Here is a 17,266-nt window from a genome sequence, read left to right as displayed (position 1 = left end):
AAAGTGATTGATGTTGGTTTGATTGGAGCGGGCTATATCGCGGGCTGGCACGCGGATGCGCTCAAGCTCACGCATGGGGCGCGGCTGGCGGCGGTCTGTGACCTGTCTGCGTCTGCGGCGGAGGGTCTGGCGGGCGCGCATGGGGCGCGGGCGTTCACGTCGCTGGACGAGATGATCGCAAGCGGCGCGGTCGAGGCGGTGCATATCCTCACGCCGCCCGACAGCCATGCCGCCTTGGCGCGCAAATGTCTGGCGGCGGGGCTGCATGTGCTGGTGGAAAAGCCGGTCGCACTCTCGGGCGAGGAGGCGGCCTGTGTGGCCGAGGCGGCGCGCGCCGCCGGGCGGCACTTTGCCGCCGGGCATAATTTCCTCGGGCTGCCTGCCTATCAGCGCCTCAAGTCGCTGGTCGCGGCAGGGGAACTGGGCCGGGTGTCGAGCGCCGAGATCACTTGGGCGCTGCCGCTCGCGCCGCTGCGCTCTGGCCCCTATGGCCTGTGGATGCTGCGCGAGCCGGGGAACCTGTTGCGCGAGTTGGGACCGCATCTTTTTGCCTTCGCGCATGATCTTTTCGGCCCTGTGACGGTGACGGGGCTGCACCTGTCGAAACCCGTGCAACTGCCCGGTGCGGGCACGCGCCCGCAAAGCTGGCGGATCACGGCCGAGGCGGGGGGCGTCGATCTGGCGCTCAACCTGCAACTCGTGGAGAGCATTGACGACCGTTCGCTCACCCTGCGCGGCTCGTCCGGCCTTGCGCGGCTCGATTATGCCGCCGATGTGTTGACCGTGACCCGCGAGAACACCGCCGATCTGGTGCTCAACCCGTTCCTGCGCGAGACGGGCGGGGCGTGGGCGCATCTGCGCGAGGGGGTGGCCAATGCCGCGCGGCAGGTCGCATCGCTGAACCGTAAATCGCCCTATGCGCTTGGCTTCATGGGCCTATTTGAGGCGTTCTATGGCGCGATCCGCGAGGGCAAACCGCTTGATCCGCGCTTTGACGGCACGGCGGCGGAGGGGGTGATGCGGGCGATCGACGCGGCGATTGCGCTGATGCCCGATCAGGGGCGCGAGACCGTGCAGCGCCCCAAACCGCGCCGCAAACCGAAACCGACCGCGCTGGTGATCGGCGGCACCGGGTTTCTGGGGCGGGACCTCACGCGCGCGCTGGTCGCGCGGGGCGAGGATGTGCGGGTGCTGTCGCGGGGCGCGCACGGGCCCTTCGACGATCTGCCCGAGACCGTGGAGACCTGCGCCGTTTCCTTGCGCGACGAGGCGGGGCTGGCCCGCGCGATGGAGGGGACCCGCGCGGTCTATAACCTCGCGCGCGCGCTTGGCACCTCTTGGGCCGACTGTCTGGAAAACGATGTCGGCGTCTCGGACCGGATCGCACGGGCGGCGCTGGCGGCGGGGGTGGGGCGGCTTGTTTATACCGGCACGATTGCGTCTTATGACATGTCGAACCCCGCGACGGTGATTACCGAATCCACGCCCTTTGCGCAGGATATGAGCGACCGCAACCTCTATGCCCGGTCCAAGGCAGAATGCGAGCGGCGGCTCTGGGAGATGCGGCGCGAGCATGGCCTGCCGCTGACCATCGCGCGGCCCGGCATCGTGGTGGGCAATGGCGGGCCGTTGCAGCATTGGGGGATCGGGCGCTGGCACGGGTCCGGCGCGGTGCGGCTCTGGGGGGCGGGGGACAACCCGCTGCCCTTCGTGCTGATCGGGGATGTGTCGGAGGCGCTGATCCGCATGGGCGAGGCGCGCGCGGCGGAGGGACAGTCGTTCAACCTCGTGGGCGATGTGCAGATTTCGGCGCGGGCCTATTTCAACGCGATCCACGCGCGGCTTGGCGCGCGGCTCCGGGTGAGTTCGGGGAACCTCACGGCGATGTGGGCGGCGGATGCGGTGAAGGCGGCGCTCAAGACATATGCGTTGAAGCGACCCGACGTGGTGCGCGCCTCGCTGGCGGACTGGCGTTCCCGGGGGCATTACGCGCGCTTCGACACTGCCGCGCCAAAGGCGCTCCTGGGGTGGGCCCCGGTGGCAGAACGAGAGGCTTTCCTGCGGCAGGCGGTCGATGAGGCTGGGCTGTTCGGATTTTGAACGGCCCACAATCCCTGCGTTTCTGTCGCATTGTTGCCGGAATTGCGGGGCATATCTGAGCCCGATGGCAGGAGACCCGGCAATGAGGCAGGCCCCGGAGGCAGAGACGGAGGACGCGACCCTGTCGCGTCACGAGGCGTATATGCGCCGCCGCGCTGCGCGTCTGGAAGCAGAGGCGACGGCACCTGATGAGACGGAGCCGGAGGCTGCGCTGGAAAAAGTGCTTGCGCGCAGGGGCGATCCTGTGAGGCTGCCTGAGCCTGAGCCTGAGCCTGAGCCTGAGCCTGAGCCTGAGCCTGAGCCTGAGCCTGAGCCTGAGCCTGAGCCTTTGCGATCAGCGGCAGGGGAGGTCGAAGCGCCCCCCGATGCGGGCGCGCATGTCGCGGCCGCCTGGGCGGCGCTTCGGCCTGTGCCGCTCGATGCCCGTCATCTTGCACGCAACCGGCTCATTTCGGCGACTCGGGACGAGCCTGCGCATGTCGCCTTTGACGTGCTGCGCACCAAGCTGGTGGCGGTCCTGAAGCGCGAGGGCTGGCACCGGGTGGCGATCACCTCGGCCACGTCGGGCTGTGGCAAGAGCTTTGTCGCGGCCAATCTGGCGATCAGCCTGTCGCGCAAGGCGGGGCTGCGCACCGTGCTGATGGATACCGATTTGCGCCGCCCGTCGCTGGCCAAGCTCTTCGGCGTGAAGGAGCCGGGCACGATGGGCCGCTTCCTGAGCGGCGAGATTGCGCCCGAGGATCACCTTGTGCGACCCGCGCCCAATGATCTCAATATCGGCGCGGGGCTGGCGCTCGGCCTCAACGACCGGGCGGAAAGCTATGCCGCAGAGATGCTGCAATCGCCCGCCGCTGCCGCGGCTCTGGCAGTGCTGGCGGCACGGTTTGATCCCGATGTGGTGATTTTCGATCTGCCGCCCGCGCTCTATCACGACGATGTGCTGGCCTTGCGTCCGCAATTCGACGGGGTCCTGATCGTGGTGGCGGGCGGGCGCACGACAGCGCAGGAGGTGCGTGATCTGAAGGAGCGGCTGGGCAGCGACACGCCGCTTCTGGGCGTGGTCATGAACCGCGCCGAGGGCGAGGATATTACGCGTTACGAGTATTGAGCCGTTCAGTTCGTCGCAGGCAGACGTAGCGCGGGCAGGCGGTCTTGCACCAGCCGCACAAGGAGTGGCAGCACCAGAAGTGCGGCGATCACCGTGGCCGCGATGCGCAGGGCGCGGGCGCGGCGTTCGTGGCGCAGGCGCACCACGGGGATGGTCACGACCGGGATGATGTCAAGTTCGTCCTGCATCTGCGTGGCGGTGCGCAGCTTCGGATTGAGGATTTCCAGCGCCAGCGCCAGACCAACAGCCAGAAGAAGGCTGGCCACGCCGCCCGCCGCCGCGAGCTTTTTGCGACTGGCCGAGATAGGTGTGACCGGCGGTACCGCCGTTTCCAGAACTTCGAACCGTTCCTGCTGCTGGCGGTTTTCCAGAACGCTGGCCATTTCCGCCTCGACCCGCGCGCGGGTGATGGTGCCAAGCTGGTCCTGAAGCTGGGTCAGGTCGCGGTCGAGCGCGCCTAGTTCGCGCTCGACGCGGGGGGCGGCGGCTATCGCCTGTTCGATCTCGGTCATGCGGGCGGTCACGAGGTCGCGCTGTTCGCTCAATTGCTCCACCTGACGGGCAAAGACCTCCTGCCGCTGGCGGCTGATCTGGGTCTCCAGCGTCACGATCTCGCGCTGGATGGAAAGCAGCGTCTCGCGCAGGCTGGCAAGCTCGAGACGCTGCGACGCGATGGCCTCGGGCAACGCCTCGGCATTGGCGCGCTTGAACTCGACGATGCGGGCCTCGAGCGCGGCGATGTCGGAATTCACGCGCGCCTCCTCCGTGGTGAAGAAACTCAGCGTCTCGCGCACGCTGGCAAGGCGGCGCTCGCGATTCTGGGCGAGGACGGCGGCGACGAAATCATTGGCCACGGCGGCGGCCTTGTCGGGATTGTCGAGCGCCACGGTCACCCGAAGCCCCGAGGGGGTCGCGGCCTGCGGGGCATAGCCGGGCACACCGACCGTGATCGGCTCGATCCGCGCGGAGGAGCGCAGGCGGAACACCTTTTCATCCAGCGGCCAATCGGGATTGTTGGCGAAAAGCCCGTGTTTCTCGATCATGGCGATGACATGGTCGCGTGCCATCAGCCGCTGTTCGATCAATTGCAGGCGCAGCCGTGCATCGGTGGCGACAAGCTGGGCGCTGGTGCTCGGGTCCACCTGTGGCGTCTCGATCTGGATCACGGCGGTGGCCTGAAACACATGTGGGCGGCTGAGCGCGAAGGCGACCGAGAGCACGCAGCCGACCAGCGTCACCACGAGGATGAGCCATAGGCGGCGGCGCAGGAGCCGCAGAATGCCGGAAACGGAAGTGATCGAACTCATCGGGCGCGCACCTGTCGTTCATCGGGGGACGATCCGCCGGGGGCCGCATGACGAGGTTGGCAGGGCGATGCCCTGTTGTCCCTGTCGGCCGGATGCCCCCAAACGGCCCTGACAGAATTATGTCCCAATTCCGCCCCAATCTAGGCGGTCGGCCTCATTTACGCCACAGTTTATTGGGGCCTTGGCGGAAACACTGTGTTCAGGCGGCGCGGATGAGAACAAGCGCGGCCAGGTGCGCGGGCGTTCTCAGCAGATGGCCGTCGATCCGCGCGCCCGCCTGAAAGGGCGGGAAAGGAGGGATGAGGCGGGCGGCAAAACTGCCGTCGGCGTGCAGGGTCACGGTCATGTCGTGGAATGCGGGAATGGTGCGGATCTGGGCGGAAATGGCCTTGTAGGCGGCTTCCTTGGCGCAAAAGAGCGCGCGCGCCGTGGCCGGGTCGGCGCTCTCGTCGGGTGTGCAGATTGTGGCGATGAGATCTGCGGGCAGGGGCATGGCCGGTTCGATATCAAGGCCGATGCCGGCCCAATCGCTGCGCCATCCGACCAGCGCAAGGCAGGTGGTGGCGTCATGGCTGATCGAGCCGGTAAGGGTGGCGGGCCAGAGCGGCGCGCGGCTTTGGCCCATGGGCAGAGGCGAGGGGGGCACGCCGAGCGCGGTCATGGCGGCGCGGGCGGCGCGGCGTCCGGCGGCGAACTCGCGCAGGCGCGCGGGCACCATCCGGGCGGCGGCCGCCTCTTCCTGCGGCAGGAGGCCGGTGGCGGGCGCGGTCGGGTCGGCCCCGGCCAGCGCCACGCCTGCGGGCAGGTATGCGCGCAGCCTGTCGCGCAGGCTCATCCCTGCCGCGCGGCGCGCATGGCGCGGCGTTTCGCCATGGCCTCGGCGCGCGCATCGGCGCGATTGTTTGCGGCAGGCGCGGGCGTGGGGGCGGGCGCCTCGCCGCGCAACTCCGCCACGCGCGCGGCCAGCGTGCCAAGCTTCGGGCAACGGAAAATATCGGTGATGCCGAGGCGCTCCACGCCCAGTTCCGCGCGGATCTCTCGATGCGCCTGCACCGCCAGCAGCGAATGGCCGCCGAGGTCAAAAAAGCTGTCCTGCGGGCCGATATCCGCCACGCCGAGCACCCGCGCCCAGATCGCGGCAATGGCGCGTTCGATGCTGTTGGCCGGCGTCACCGTCTCGGGGCGGGCGGCGGATACCGTTTTGCGGGTTTTGGGGGCGGGCAGGGCCTTGCGGTCCACCTTGCGGTTGGGGGTCAGCGGGAAGGCGTCGAGCCGCACGAGATGCGCGGGGCGCATATGCGCGGGCAGGCGCGCGGCGAGGGCGTTGCGCACCGTTTCGGGGCTGGCGGTGCCGCGCAGATAACCGACAAGGCGCGGATCGCCGGGCACATCCTCCCGCAGGGTCACCACGGCCTGTTCGACACCCGGCACCGCCTCCATCGCGGCCTCGATCTCTCCGGGTTCGATCCGGTGTCCGCGCAGCTTGACCTGCGCATCGGCGCGGCCCACGAAGTCGATCCGCCCGTCGGCGCGCCAGCGCACGAGGTCCCCTGTGCCGTAGATGCGCCCGCCTGCGCGGAACGGATCGGGGCGAAACCGCTCGGCGGTCAGATCCTCGCGGCCCAGATAGCCGCGCGTGACACCCGCGCCGCCGATCCACAACTCTCCGGGTTGGCCCACCGGCACGGGCTGCATGTCCCGGTCGAGCACGTAGACCTGCGTATTGGCAATGGGCGTGCCGATATCGGCGATGGCGCTGCCCGCCTCGGCCGGGCCGCAGGTGGACCAGATGGTTGTCTCGGTCGGGCCATACATGTTGTGGATTTGCGCCGATGTCACCTGTTGCAGGTCCCGCACAAGGCCGCCCGGCAGAGCCTCGCCGCCCAGCATCAGGTGCTTGACGCGGCCAAGGGCATGACGCGCCTCGTCATTCATGGCGATCATGCGCGCCATCGACGGCGTGCATTGCAGATGCGTGACGCCGTGGCGCAGGATTTGTGCGGCGATGGAGAAGTCATCAGGTGCGATGCCGCCCACGCGGTTGGCGCGCTCCAGAACCTTCGCCAGCGGGCGCAGCCCGTCGAGCACCTGCCGCGCGGGAATGCCGTAGTCGATCAGGCAGGCCACCTCGTCGACGCCGATGCGCTTGAGGTCCTCGACGCGGGCCACGCAATCCTCGATGGTGCCGAAAAGACCCGACTCCTCGAAATATCGCTCGAAGGCGAAATCGAGGATGCCTTCAAGCTCGTCCTCGTTCAGTGAGCCGAGATCGAGTTGAAAGGCGTTGTCGACGCCCTTGGGCCGCTTGAAGGCCGGGAAGGCCCAGGCATATTGCTTGATGAGACCGGCGGCCGAGCGCAGGTAGTCCTTCATCGGCTCGCGCGCCACGCGCCGCGCCTCGTCGCGGGTCTCGGCGACATAGGTGTGCAGCATGAGCGTGACGGTGAAATCGGCCGGGTCATGCCGCGCCTCGCGCAGCGCCGCGCGGTAGAGCGTGATCTTGTCGCCCACCTCGGCGATGGACTGCCCCAGAAGATGGGTGAGCACATGGGCCCCATGCGCGCCGGCCTCGCGCCATGTCTCGGGATTGCCCGCCGTGGTGACCCAGACGGGCAGCACCTTGGACACCGGGCGCGGTTGCGTGACGACCGCGTGCATCGTGCCATCGGCGCGGGGATAGGCCACCGCCTCGCCCTTCCACAGCTTGCGCAAATCGCGGATCGCGTCAAACATCGCGGGCTTGTTGTTGGGCGGCGCGTTTTCGGGGCGCAGGATGAAATCGTCGGGATGCCAGCCGCTGGCAATCGCCAGCCCCGCGCGCCCGTTGGTCAGGTTATCGATCACCGCCCATTCCTCGGCGATGCGGGCGGGATGGTGGAGCGGGGCCACGCAGCTTCCGGCGCGCACCGACAGGTTTTGCGTGACGGCGGCCACGGCGGCACCGGTGACGGAAGGGTTGGGATAGGGGCCGCCGAAGGCGTGGAAATGCCGTTCCGGCGTCCAGACCGCGCAGAACCCGTGCGTGTCGGCGAATTGCGCGCCTTCCAGCAGGGTCTTGTATTTGTCGCGCCCCGTGCCGTCGTCATTGCCCCAGTAATAGAGGCTGAACTCCATGCCCCGGTCCGAGGTCGCCAACTGCCCCGAGGAGACCAGAGCGCGGCTTTCCTCACCGCTGAGCACAAGGGTGTAGCCCTCAGCCAGCGTATAAAACAGCTCCAGAACCGAGATGTCGAAATTGAGGCTGGTGACGGCGAGCCATGTCGCGCCTGCCTCCTGCGGGATGCGTGCGGCCATGCCCGCGCAGAAATTCGCAAGGTTGCCATGCGTGACCATCACCCCCTTGGGCCGCCCGGTCGAGCCGGAGGTGTAGATCACATAGGCCAGATCCTCGGGCGTGGTTGCGTCTTCGGGGGCGGTTTCGGGGACGCTTGCCAACCGCGCGTCGGTGTCAAGATCGAGCCGCGCCACGCCCCCCAAGGCTGCGCCGGTATCGCTGCGGCTGATCACCACCCGCGCGCCGCTATCCTCAAGATAGAGCGCAAGCCGGTCGGCGGGATAGGCCGGGTCCATCGGCACATAGGCCGCGCCCGCCTTCCAGATACCCAGCACGGCCGCCACCATATCCGCCGAGCGCGGCAGGCAGAGGCCGACAGGATCGCCCCGTGCCACGCCCATCTGGTGCAGCACATGCGCGATGCGGTTGGCGCGCGCGTCGAGCGCGGCGTGGCTGAGACGGTCGGCCTCGAAAATCAGCGCCGTCGCTTCGGGCGTCGCACTCGCGCGCGCGGCGATGCGGTGATGGACCGGGCGCGCGTCCGTCGGCGTTTCGGTGGCGTTCCATGTCTCGGTGACAAGGCGGCGCTCGGCCTCGGGCAGGCCGGTCTCGCCGCGCGCATGGGCCTCGAGGCGTTTGGCCAGCAGATCGACCATGCCAGGCGAGAGGCGCGCGGGATCGTAGAGCAGCGCGGGTGCGCCGGTCAGGTCCACCGTGAGGGCGGTGCCGGGAACAAGGCCCGCCCCCGCCTGACGCAGGCCCAGAAGCGGGCGATGCGCGGCGTCAAGGCCCGGGTCGCGTGCGAAGATGTCGCGCGCGAATGGCCCGCGCGCCTCGGCGTCGGTGATGCTCCGGGCAAGCGTGCTGGCCGCGACGGGAACCCAGGGGCAGCTATGCCCCGGCACCTGCCCCCCCAGGATGGCGGGGCCGCAATAGGCCAGATGGTCGGTCTCGCCGCCACCAAGATGGCTGGCCCAGACCGCGATTGCGTCAAGCGGGTCGGCGGGGCCCAGATCGAGGGCAAGACGCTCGGTGCGCGCGCTCTCGGGGCCGTCGAGCGGCAGGGTGATCGGGCGCAGCGCCGCGAGGGCGCGGCGCCAGGCCCCGTCCTGCGGCGCAAGGCGGGCAAGGGCGGCTTCGGCCTCGGTATGCGGTGGGTCGATCGCCATGCCGGGGGTGATCCCGGCGAGGATCGGCGCGCGCCCGTCCGCCGACATGAGCCCCGTCAGCCGCAGCGCACCCTCCCCCGTGGCGATGGTCAGCCCGCGCTCTTCGGTCGCAAGGATGGTGCCGGGACGCGCGGGCGCGGTTGCCCGGACGGGGGCTGTCACCTCGGCGCGGGGCACGAGAAAGACCCGCCCGCCGATCACGATCCGCGCCATGTTGAGCGGGTTGCGATATCCGCCGTGATCGAGCGCGCGGACAAGACGCGCAAGGTCTTCGGCGGGGCGCGCGGCATCGAGGATCAGGCCCTCGGGCCGCTTGTCGCGCCCGAACCAGCTTCGCGCGCTTGGGTCCTGCGTCCGTGCCTCGGGCGCGCCGCGCGCAAGCTCTGCCACCACCTCGGGAAAACTGTCGAGCGCCGCTGCATAGCATTTGGCATTAAGGGTAAAGGCGGTCTCGTCCGGGGCGATGTCGACGGCACGCTCGGCCACGATCCGCCCCGCATCCACCCCGCCCTCGATGAGGTGCCAGGTGACGCCGTGCCGCGTCTCTGCGTTCAGGATCGCCCAGACCGGCGCGTTGAGACCGGCATAACGCGGGAGCGGCCCGTCGTGGAAATTGACCGCGCCGCGCGTGGCTTGCGCCAGCACCGGTTCGGGCAGCAGATCGAGATTGGCGATGGAGAGGAGCCAGTCAAAGTCCAGCCCCTCGATCCGGTCTGCGAGCCCCGCGCCGGGCGCAAGGACGCGCAGACCGGCAGCGCGCGCCCAATCGGCCACATCCGCATGACGGGTGGCGACGGCGGCAATCTCGTGTCCGGCCTCCAGCCACGCCTTGCCGCATTGCAGCGCCAGCGTTTCGTTGCCGATCAGAAGCGCCCGCATCATGGCTTGATCCTTTTTTGCATGTTCAGCGCCGCGCGCATGTCGCCCGTCACCAGGTCACGCAGAAAATGCGGCGGCGGCGGCGCGCCTTTCTGCCGGATCACCCGCCAGAGCGCGCCCGCGCCCGCGCCGCAAAGATGCGCCAGCGTCACAGCCCCCAGATAGGCACGGCCATGATTCTTGACGAAATAATGCCGCCGCGAGGCGAACCAGTAATCGGGCACACGGCCCCAGCCCTTCATGCCGGTGGAGACCGAGCCAAGATGCTCGACCCGGCTTTCGTGGACATAATCAGTGCGCCAGCCCGCGCGCGCGGCGCGCAGGCAGAGGTCGGTTTCCTCGAAATAAAGAAAGAACGTCTCGTCGAAACCGCCAATCTCGTCGATCACCGCCTGCCGGATCATCAGGCTTGCGCCCGCAAGCCAGTCGACGGGCCGCGTTTGCTCCGGAAGCGGCAGAGGGACGGCATGGCGGCGCAGAAGCCGCGAGAGCGGGCCGATGCGCGCGGCCCCTTCCAGCTCTCCGAGGATCGAGGGAAAGCGGAACGTGGTGACATGGGGCGCGCCATCGGGGCCGTGGATATGGCTGCCCGCCAGACCGGCCCCGGGGGTGATCTCCAGATGCGCGAGCAGCGCGGCGATGGCCTCGGCGGCGGGAAAGGCGTCCGAATTGAGGATATAGACGTAATCGGGGCGGGTGCCATCCGACAGCCCCGCGCGCATCCCTGCATTCATGCCTGCGCCAAAGCCGCCATTGCGGCCCGATTGCACCACGCGCACCCGGTCCATTCCGGCACTCCCCGCCTGCATTGCCTCGAAGGAGCCGTCGCCCGACGCGTTGTCGACGATCACGATCTCGCCCGCGATGCCCGCCATGGCGCGATGCGCGGCGGTTGCGGCCTTGAGGCTCATCTCGGGCGTGCGCCAGTTGAGCACGATGGTCAGGACACGGGGGCCGGTCATTCGGCGGCCTCCCGGCGGTCCGGCGGGGCGTCCTGCGTGCCCTCGGCCGCCTCGATCACGCGGCGCATCCGGGCAGCGAGGACGCGGACATTCGGTTCCAGCACCATCGAATCATGGGTGCCGGGCACCTCGGTGACGCTGAGGTTCGGGGCAAAACCGGACCAGTCATTATCGGGCAGCACATAGGCGCGCTCGGAACTTACCCATTGGCCGTTCGACACCCGCCACTTGCCCGATTGCGGCGGACGGAAAAGGTGGAGCCTGCCGCCCCACGGGCGGACCTGATATCTGGCGATGGCGCGGTAAAAGGCGGCCTCGATTGCGTGATCATGGAACTGATGCTCGGCGGTCTCGGCCTGTGCCTGCGGGCGACGCCTGGCGATCTCCCATGCCACGCGCCGCGCCGCCCATCTGACCGGGTAGAGCGGGCCATTCGATTTGAATTCCTGCCATTGGATCAAGGCCCTGTCGCGGCGCGACAGCGGGCGGCGTTGGGGCAGTGGGGTGTCGAGCAGGATCACCAAACCCACCTTTTCGCCCGCCCCTTCAAGCTGCTGCGCCATCTCGTAGGCGGTGATGCCGCCGCCCGAAAAGCCGCCCAGCAGATAGGGCCCGTGCGGCTGCACCTGCCGGATCTCGGCGATCATGTCGCGGGCGGCCTCGGTCAGGTCGTCATGCGGGGCGTCGTCGCCGTAAAGCCCGCGCGCCTGTAGCCCGAAAAACGGGCGGTCATCGCCCAGAAGATGCGCCAGATGCCGCAGGTTCAACACGTTGCCGAACATGCCCGCGACAAGGAAGAAGGGCGTTTTCGCCCCACCTTCGCCGCGATGCATGGGCACCAGATGGGTAAATCGGCGGGCGGGTTCCGCCTTGGCGGGGGTGCGCTCGCCTGCCTCCTGCGGGCCGATACGCGCCTCGATCAGCCGGGCACAGGCGCGGATGGTGGGGGCCTCAAACAGGATCGAGATGGGGAAATCGACGCGGTAGGCCTTGCGGATCATGCCGAAGAGCCGCACGGCAATCAGCGAATGCCCGCCAAGGTCGAAGAAGCTGTCCTCGACGCCGACCGCATCGAGGCCGAGAAGGTCGGACCAGAAGCCCGCAAGCCGGGTCTCGATCTCGCCCTCGGGGGCAACGTAATCGCCGTCGAGATCGGGCCGCTCGAAGCGTTGGCCGCCCTCGTCGAGCCCTTGCACGCCCGCCTCGGCCTGACGGATCAGCGCGGGCAGATCGAGCGAGGACACAAGCACTTGCGGCAGACCAAGGGCAAGGGCACGGCGGAACGCCTCGGCCCCCTCACCGGGCCGGATGCCTTCGCGCAGGTTGTGGCGCAGGCGGTCTTCGGCGGGGCTGGCGGGGGCGCTGTCCGGAGCGCTGTCAAAGCGGATCTCACCGGCGCGGGGCGGGGTGATCGCCAGCCCGCCCGCCTGTTTGCGGATGGCGAAATCCGCGATTTCGACCAGCACGCGACCGGCGGGATCGGTGAGCGTGATGTCAAAGCGGGCGACGCCGGTTTGCTGCGCCTGATCGGTCGTGAGCCGGGCGATGCTCCGGACATCCTGCCCGAGCGGCGCGTGCACCCGCACCGCGCCATAGGACATCGGCACCCAGAGATCACTGCCGTCATAGCCCTCGATCAGCCCCATGGCCCAGCCGGTGGCGATATCCATCAGCGCGGGGTGCAGGAGGTGGCCCTTTGCCAGATCGCCCTGCGCCTCTGCGGGCAGGCGCAGATGGGCGAGACCCTCGCCGGCATTGAACCCAAGCGCATGGAGCACGCGCCAGCGGGGGCCGAAATCGAGATGCGCCTCTTGTGGAGAGGGGAGTGGATCGGTGCTGGCCTGTTCCCAGTTTTCCATACCTAGGCGAATGGAGTGGATATCGCGCGGGGCGGGGGGTGTGGGGGGCAAGAGGCACAGATCGGCCTCGGCCAGCGTGACCCAGCCCTGACGGCCCGCCTGCGTGTGCCCGCCTTCGATCCGGGCGGCATATCCCTGATCGCTGCGGGTGAGGGTGAGGCGCATCTCGCGCGTGGCCCCCTTGGGGATGTCGAAGGGGCGCAGGAACATCAGATCACGGATTTCGAACGCGCCATCCTCGCCCTGCGCGCGCAGCGCCTGCGCCAGCAGGTCGAGATAGCCGGTGCCGGGCATGAGCGCCTGACCGTCTTTGGTGCGGTGCTGATCGAAGACCCAGTGGGTGGCGGCACTGTAGCTTGCGTGAAAGACGCGGTTGCCCTCGGCGTCGAAGCTGCCCTCATCGATGAGCGGCTGATCGACCGGCAGGCGCGGGGCGGCGGGGGCGGTGCCGCTTTGCCGCGCCACGGCCTCGGCGGCCATGCCGACCTCGGCCCAGATGCCCCAGTCGAGCGCGAGGACGCGCGTGCGCCCGCCTGCCCGCGACCGGGCGTGGGCGTTGAGATAGTCGTTGGCGGCGACGTAATCGACCTGCCCCGCGGGGGCGGTCGCGGTGGAGCTTGACGAGAACAGCACCAGCCAGTCGAGCGTGCCGTCGGGAAAGACCTGCTCCAGCACCTGCGTGCCGTGGATCTTGGGCGTGAACACGTCCTCGATCGTGTCCGGCCCCTTGGTCAGCAGCGGCGCGTCGGCGATGACACCGGCGGCGTGGATGATGCCGCTCAGGCGGCCAAAGCGCGTTTCGATCTGCGTTTTCGCGGCCTGCATGTCCTCGATATTGCTGACATCGCCTGTGATCACCATGACCTCGCCGCCAAGCGCCTCAAGGCGGCTCACGGCGGCGATGCGGCGGGCGAGCGGGCCGCCCGAAGCGGTGATCCGGGGCCAGTCGGCGCGGGGCGGCAGGGCGTGGCGGGCCATGAGCACGATGTTGGCGTTGTTCTGCGTGATGAGGTCTTCGGCCAGCGTGAGACCGATGCCGCCAAAGCCGCCGGTGATCAGGACCGTGTCGCCGGTGTCGATAGGGGCGATGCCGGGGTCAAGGGCGGTGGCGCGCCATTCGGCCTCGTAGCGCCGTGTGCCGCGCAGGATGGCGGCGTGGTTGCGGGGGTCTTGCGCCAGATCTTCAAGCACGCGGGTTACAAGCCCCGCGTCGGGCGCGCCGCGTGCGGGCAGGGTCAGGTCGAGGCTCGACGTGGTCACATGCGGCATCTCGCGCGGGATCACGCGCAAGGGGCCGGACAGGGTGGATTTCGCGGGGTAGGGCAGCGCCTCGTCGCGGAGTTGTGCCGCGCCGGTGGTGAAGGCGGTGATGTGCAGGGGCGCGCTCAGCCCCTCGTCGCCCATGGCCTGCGCCAGAAAGAGCAGGCTGTAAAAGCCCTGTTCCTGCACCCGGTGGAAAAAGCTGGAGCCGGGGCGGTGATGCTCGTCCCGCGTGACCAGCCAGAAATGCGCGACGCGGGTGGGGGCGCGGCTGTCGGCGACAAGCGCGCGGATCAGTTGATCATAGCCCTCGCGCCCGCGTTCCGGCGAGAGAGTGTAGCGCGAGGCAGTCAGCCGCGCGAAACTGTCGCCGGGTGTGACGGTGGTGACGGTATGGCCTGCGGCACCGAGGCGGTCGGCCACGGCGCGGGCAAGGCCGGTCTCGTCCTCGAAGATGAGCCATGTCTGCTTGGGCAGCAGGGCAAGATCGGCCTCGGACGTGATCTCGACCTCGGCCAGCCGGGGCCGCCAATGCGGGGTGTAGCCCCATTTCCCGAGGTCGTCCTCATGGGTGGGCCACGCGTCTTGGGCCGTCTCGCGTGCGGCACCGGGGGCGATGAAATAGGGCTTGTGCTGAAAGGCATAGGTGGGCAGCGGCACGCGGGCGCGCCTTGCCTCGCCCCAGATTTGCGGCCAGTCGATCTCGACCCCCACGGCCCAGAGGCGGGCGAGCATCGCCATGAAATATTCGTCGTCGGCGATGGTATCCTCGGGGTGGCGCAGGGTGCCGATGACCTGATTGGCGCTGATCGCGCCATGGGCCTGTGCCAATGAGTAGAGCGCCTTGCCGGGACCGACCTCAAGAAAGACGCGCGCGGGGGTCTCGCTCAGCCGGGAAAGGCCATCGGCGAAATGCACGGTATGGCGCAGGTGATCGACCCAATAGGCGGGGTCGGTGGCCTCTGCTGCCGTTAGGTAATCACCGCTGCGATTGGACAGGATGGGAATTTGCGGCGCGCTCAATCGGATGGCGCGCAGGTAATCCCCGAAGGGTGCCAGAATAGGCTCCAGCATCCGGCTATGCGCGGCAATGTCGATGGCGATGCGCTGCGGCTCGATCCCGTCGGCGCGCAGGCGCGCGTCGAGACCCTCGAGCGCGGCTTGCGGCCCCGAGACGGCGGTGAGGTCAGGCGCGTTGAGCGCGGCGATGTCGAGATGGTCGCCGAGATAGGGTGTCACAGCCTCGGCCGAGAGCGGCACGCTCAGCATTCCGCCCTTGGCCACCGTATCGAAGAGTTGCCCGCGCAGGTGGACAAGGCCGATGCAATCCTCAAGGCTCATCACCCCGGCCAGACAGGCGGCGGTATTCTCGCCCATGGAATGACCGATCAGGGCGGCAGGGGTCACGCCCCAGCTTTGCCAGAGTTGCGCGAGCGCATATTCGGTGATCATGATGAGCGGCAGTTGCACCGAAGGCCGCTTGAGGCGCTCTTGGGCCGCCGCCAGCTGATCCGGTTCAGGCAACCAGAGCGCGCGGATGTCGTAATCCAGTTTCGGTGCGAGGATATCGAGGCCGCGATCCATCCATTCGGCAAAGACCGGCTCGGTCTCATATAGGTCGCGCGCCATGCCGGCATATTGCGCGCCGCCGCCGGGGAACATGAATACCACATCGGGATTGTCGAGCGCCTGATGGGAAAACACGCGGCGGGTGTCGCCCTTCTCAAGCCGCTCCGCCGCCTCGGCGGGACTGCGCGCGACGGTGACGCGACGACGCTCGAAGGCGCGGCGGCCCTCCTTGAGCGTGTAGGCCACGTCGGCCAGTGGCTGTTCGGGATGCTCTCGCAGATGCGCGGCGAGGCGGGTTGTGGCCTCGTCCAACGCGGATTTCGAGCGGGCCGAGAGGAGGATGGGCTGGAACGGCCAGTCGCTCTCTTCGGGGGCGGCGCGGGCGGGTGGCTCTTGCAGAACCACATGCGCGTTGGTGCCGCCGACGCCGAGGGAGTTCACCCCGGCGCGGCGGGGGTGGTCGCGCTTGGGCCAGTCGCGCAGGCGGTCATTGACCGAGAACGGGCTGCCGTCGAAGGCGATGGCGGGGTTCGGGGCCTCATAACCCAGCGAGGGGGGCATCTCGCCATGATAAAGCGCCAGCGTGGCCTTGATCAGGCTGGCCACGCCCGCCGCGGTGTCGAGATGGCCGATATTGGTTTTCACGCTGCCGATGCGGCAGAAATCGCTTGCCTCGGTCGTCTCGCGGAACGCCTGTGTCAGCGCGGCCACCTCGATCGGGTCGCCCAGATAGGTGCCGGTGCCGTGGCATTCGATGTAATCCACAGTATCGGCGGTGACGCCCGCGACCGCCTGCGCCTCGGCCACCGCCGCCGCCTGACCGTCGACCGAAGGCGCGAGATAGCCCGCCTTGGCCGCGCCGTCGTTGTTGACCGCAGAGCCCTTGATCACACCCCAGATGTGATCGCCATCCGCGAGCGCATCCTCCAGCCGTCGCAACACCACCATGCCCGCGCCGGAGCCAAAGACGGTGCCTTGGGCGCGATGGTCAAACGCATGACATTCGCCGTCGGGCGACAGGATCTCGCCCTCCTTGTAGATATAGCCGCGATTTTGCGGCAGTTCGATGGTGACACCGCCCGCAAGCGCCATGTCACATTCGCCATTCAAGAGCGATTGCGCGGCATAATGCACCGCGACCAGCGAGGTGGAACAGGCGGTTTGCAGGCCCAGGGATGGCCCCTTGAGATCAAGGATATGGCTGAGGCGGGTGGTCAGGAAATCCTTGTCATTGCCGGTATGGCGCAGCAGGAACATGCCGACATCATCCACGAGGTCGCGGTTGGAGCAGAGGTTGAAATAGAAGTAGCTGCCCATGCCGCAGCCCGCGAAAACACCGATCGGGCCGGGGAAATGCTCGGGCATGTGGCCTGCATCCTCGAGCGCCTCCCACGCCACCTCCAGAAAGCGGCGGTGCTGCGGGTCGAGGATCGCGGCCTCCTTGGGACCGAAGCCGAAGAACTCGGCGTCGAACATCTCGAACCCGTCAAGGGGGGCTGCGAAGGGCACGTAATCGGGGCGGCGGATGGTTTGCAGCGGCACGCCCGCAGCGATCAGTTCATCGTCTTCAAGGCGGCGAATGGCGCGGCGACCGTCGCGCAGCATTCGCCAATACTCAGACACGTCCCGCGCACCGGGCAGGTGCGCGGCCATGCCGACAATCGCAATGTCGACCCCGTCACTGGCGGGCGTGTTCATGTCATCGACCATTGAAAACCACGCTATGAAACATAATGGCTTGTCAATGCCCCGGCAATGCGACCGATTTGGGGCGCGCCC

7 protein-coding genes are annotated in these 17,266 nt (G+C 68.4%); 2 read left to right on the top strand and 5 right to left on the bottom strand.

Annotated elements, in window-relative coordinates; genetic code table 11:
• The first annotated feature begins 3 nt into the window (after positions 1-3).
• The gene (locus ACSSV8_RS04730) at positions 4-2,100 is read left to right on the top strand and encodes an NAD-dependent epimerase/dehydratase family protein (RefSeq protein ID WP_454281666.1); all 2,097 of its coding nucleotides are present in this window, start codon (positions 4-6) and stop codon (positions 2,098-2,100) included.
• 82 nt (positions 2,101-2,182) lie between these two features.
• Entirely contained in the window at positions 2,183-3,208 is a 1,026-nt protein-coding gene (locus tag ACSSV8_RS04725) for a CpsD/CapB family tyrosine-protein kinase (protein ID WP_454281665.1), read from the top strand.
• 5 nt (positions 3,209-3,213) lie between these two features.
• On the opposite strand, the gene ACSSV8_RS04720 is transcribed toward ACSSV8_RS04725, so the two are convergent.
• From ACSSV8_RS04720 to ACSSV8_RS04700, 5 genes are all read right to left on the bottom strand, one after another.
• Positions 3,214-4,515: a Wzz/FepE/Etk N-terminal domain-containing protein gene (locus ACSSV8_RS04720; RefSeq protein ID WP_354539109.1), complete on the bottom strand. Its 1,302-nt coding sequence runs from the start codon at positions 4,513-4,515 to the stop codon at positions 3,214-3,216.
• A gap of 199 nt (positions 4,516-4,714) precedes the next feature.
• Entirely contained in the window at positions 4,715-5,350 is a 636-nt protein-coding gene (locus tag ACSSV8_RS04715; RefSeq protein ID WP_354539108.1) for a 4'-phosphopantetheinyl transferase family protein, read from the bottom strand.
• A complete protein-coding gene (locus ACSSV8_RS04710) occupies positions 5,347-9,840 on the bottom strand; it encodes a MupA/Atu3671 family FMN-dependent luciferase-like monooxygenase (RefSeq protein ID WP_454281664.1) in 4,494 nt (1,497 codons plus the stop codon). Before ACSSV8_RS04710 ends, ACSSV8_RS04715 begins: the two co-directional genes overlap by 4 nt.
• Positions 9,837-10,799 (bottom strand): glycosyltransferase family 2 protein, encoded by a 963-nt coding sequence (locus tag ACSSV8_RS04705; RefSeq protein ID WP_454281663.1) that lies wholly within the window; start codon positions 10,797-10,799, stop codon positions 9,837-9,839. Before ACSSV8_RS04705 ends, ACSSV8_RS04710 begins: the two co-directional genes overlap by 4 nt.
• Positions 10,796-17,185, bottom strand: coding sequence for a type I polyketide synthase (locus ACSSV8_RS04700; protein WP_454281662.1), 6,390 nt, complete (start codon positions 17,183-17,185; stop codon positions 10,796-10,798). Before ACSSV8_RS04700 ends, ACSSV8_RS04705 begins: the two co-directional genes overlap by 4 nt.
• Positions 17,186-17,266 lie beyond the last annotated feature (81 nt).

The organism is Roseovarius sp. MBR-79, from assembly GCF_053628555.1.
This window is presented reverse-complemented; position numbering and strand designations above follow the sequence as displayed.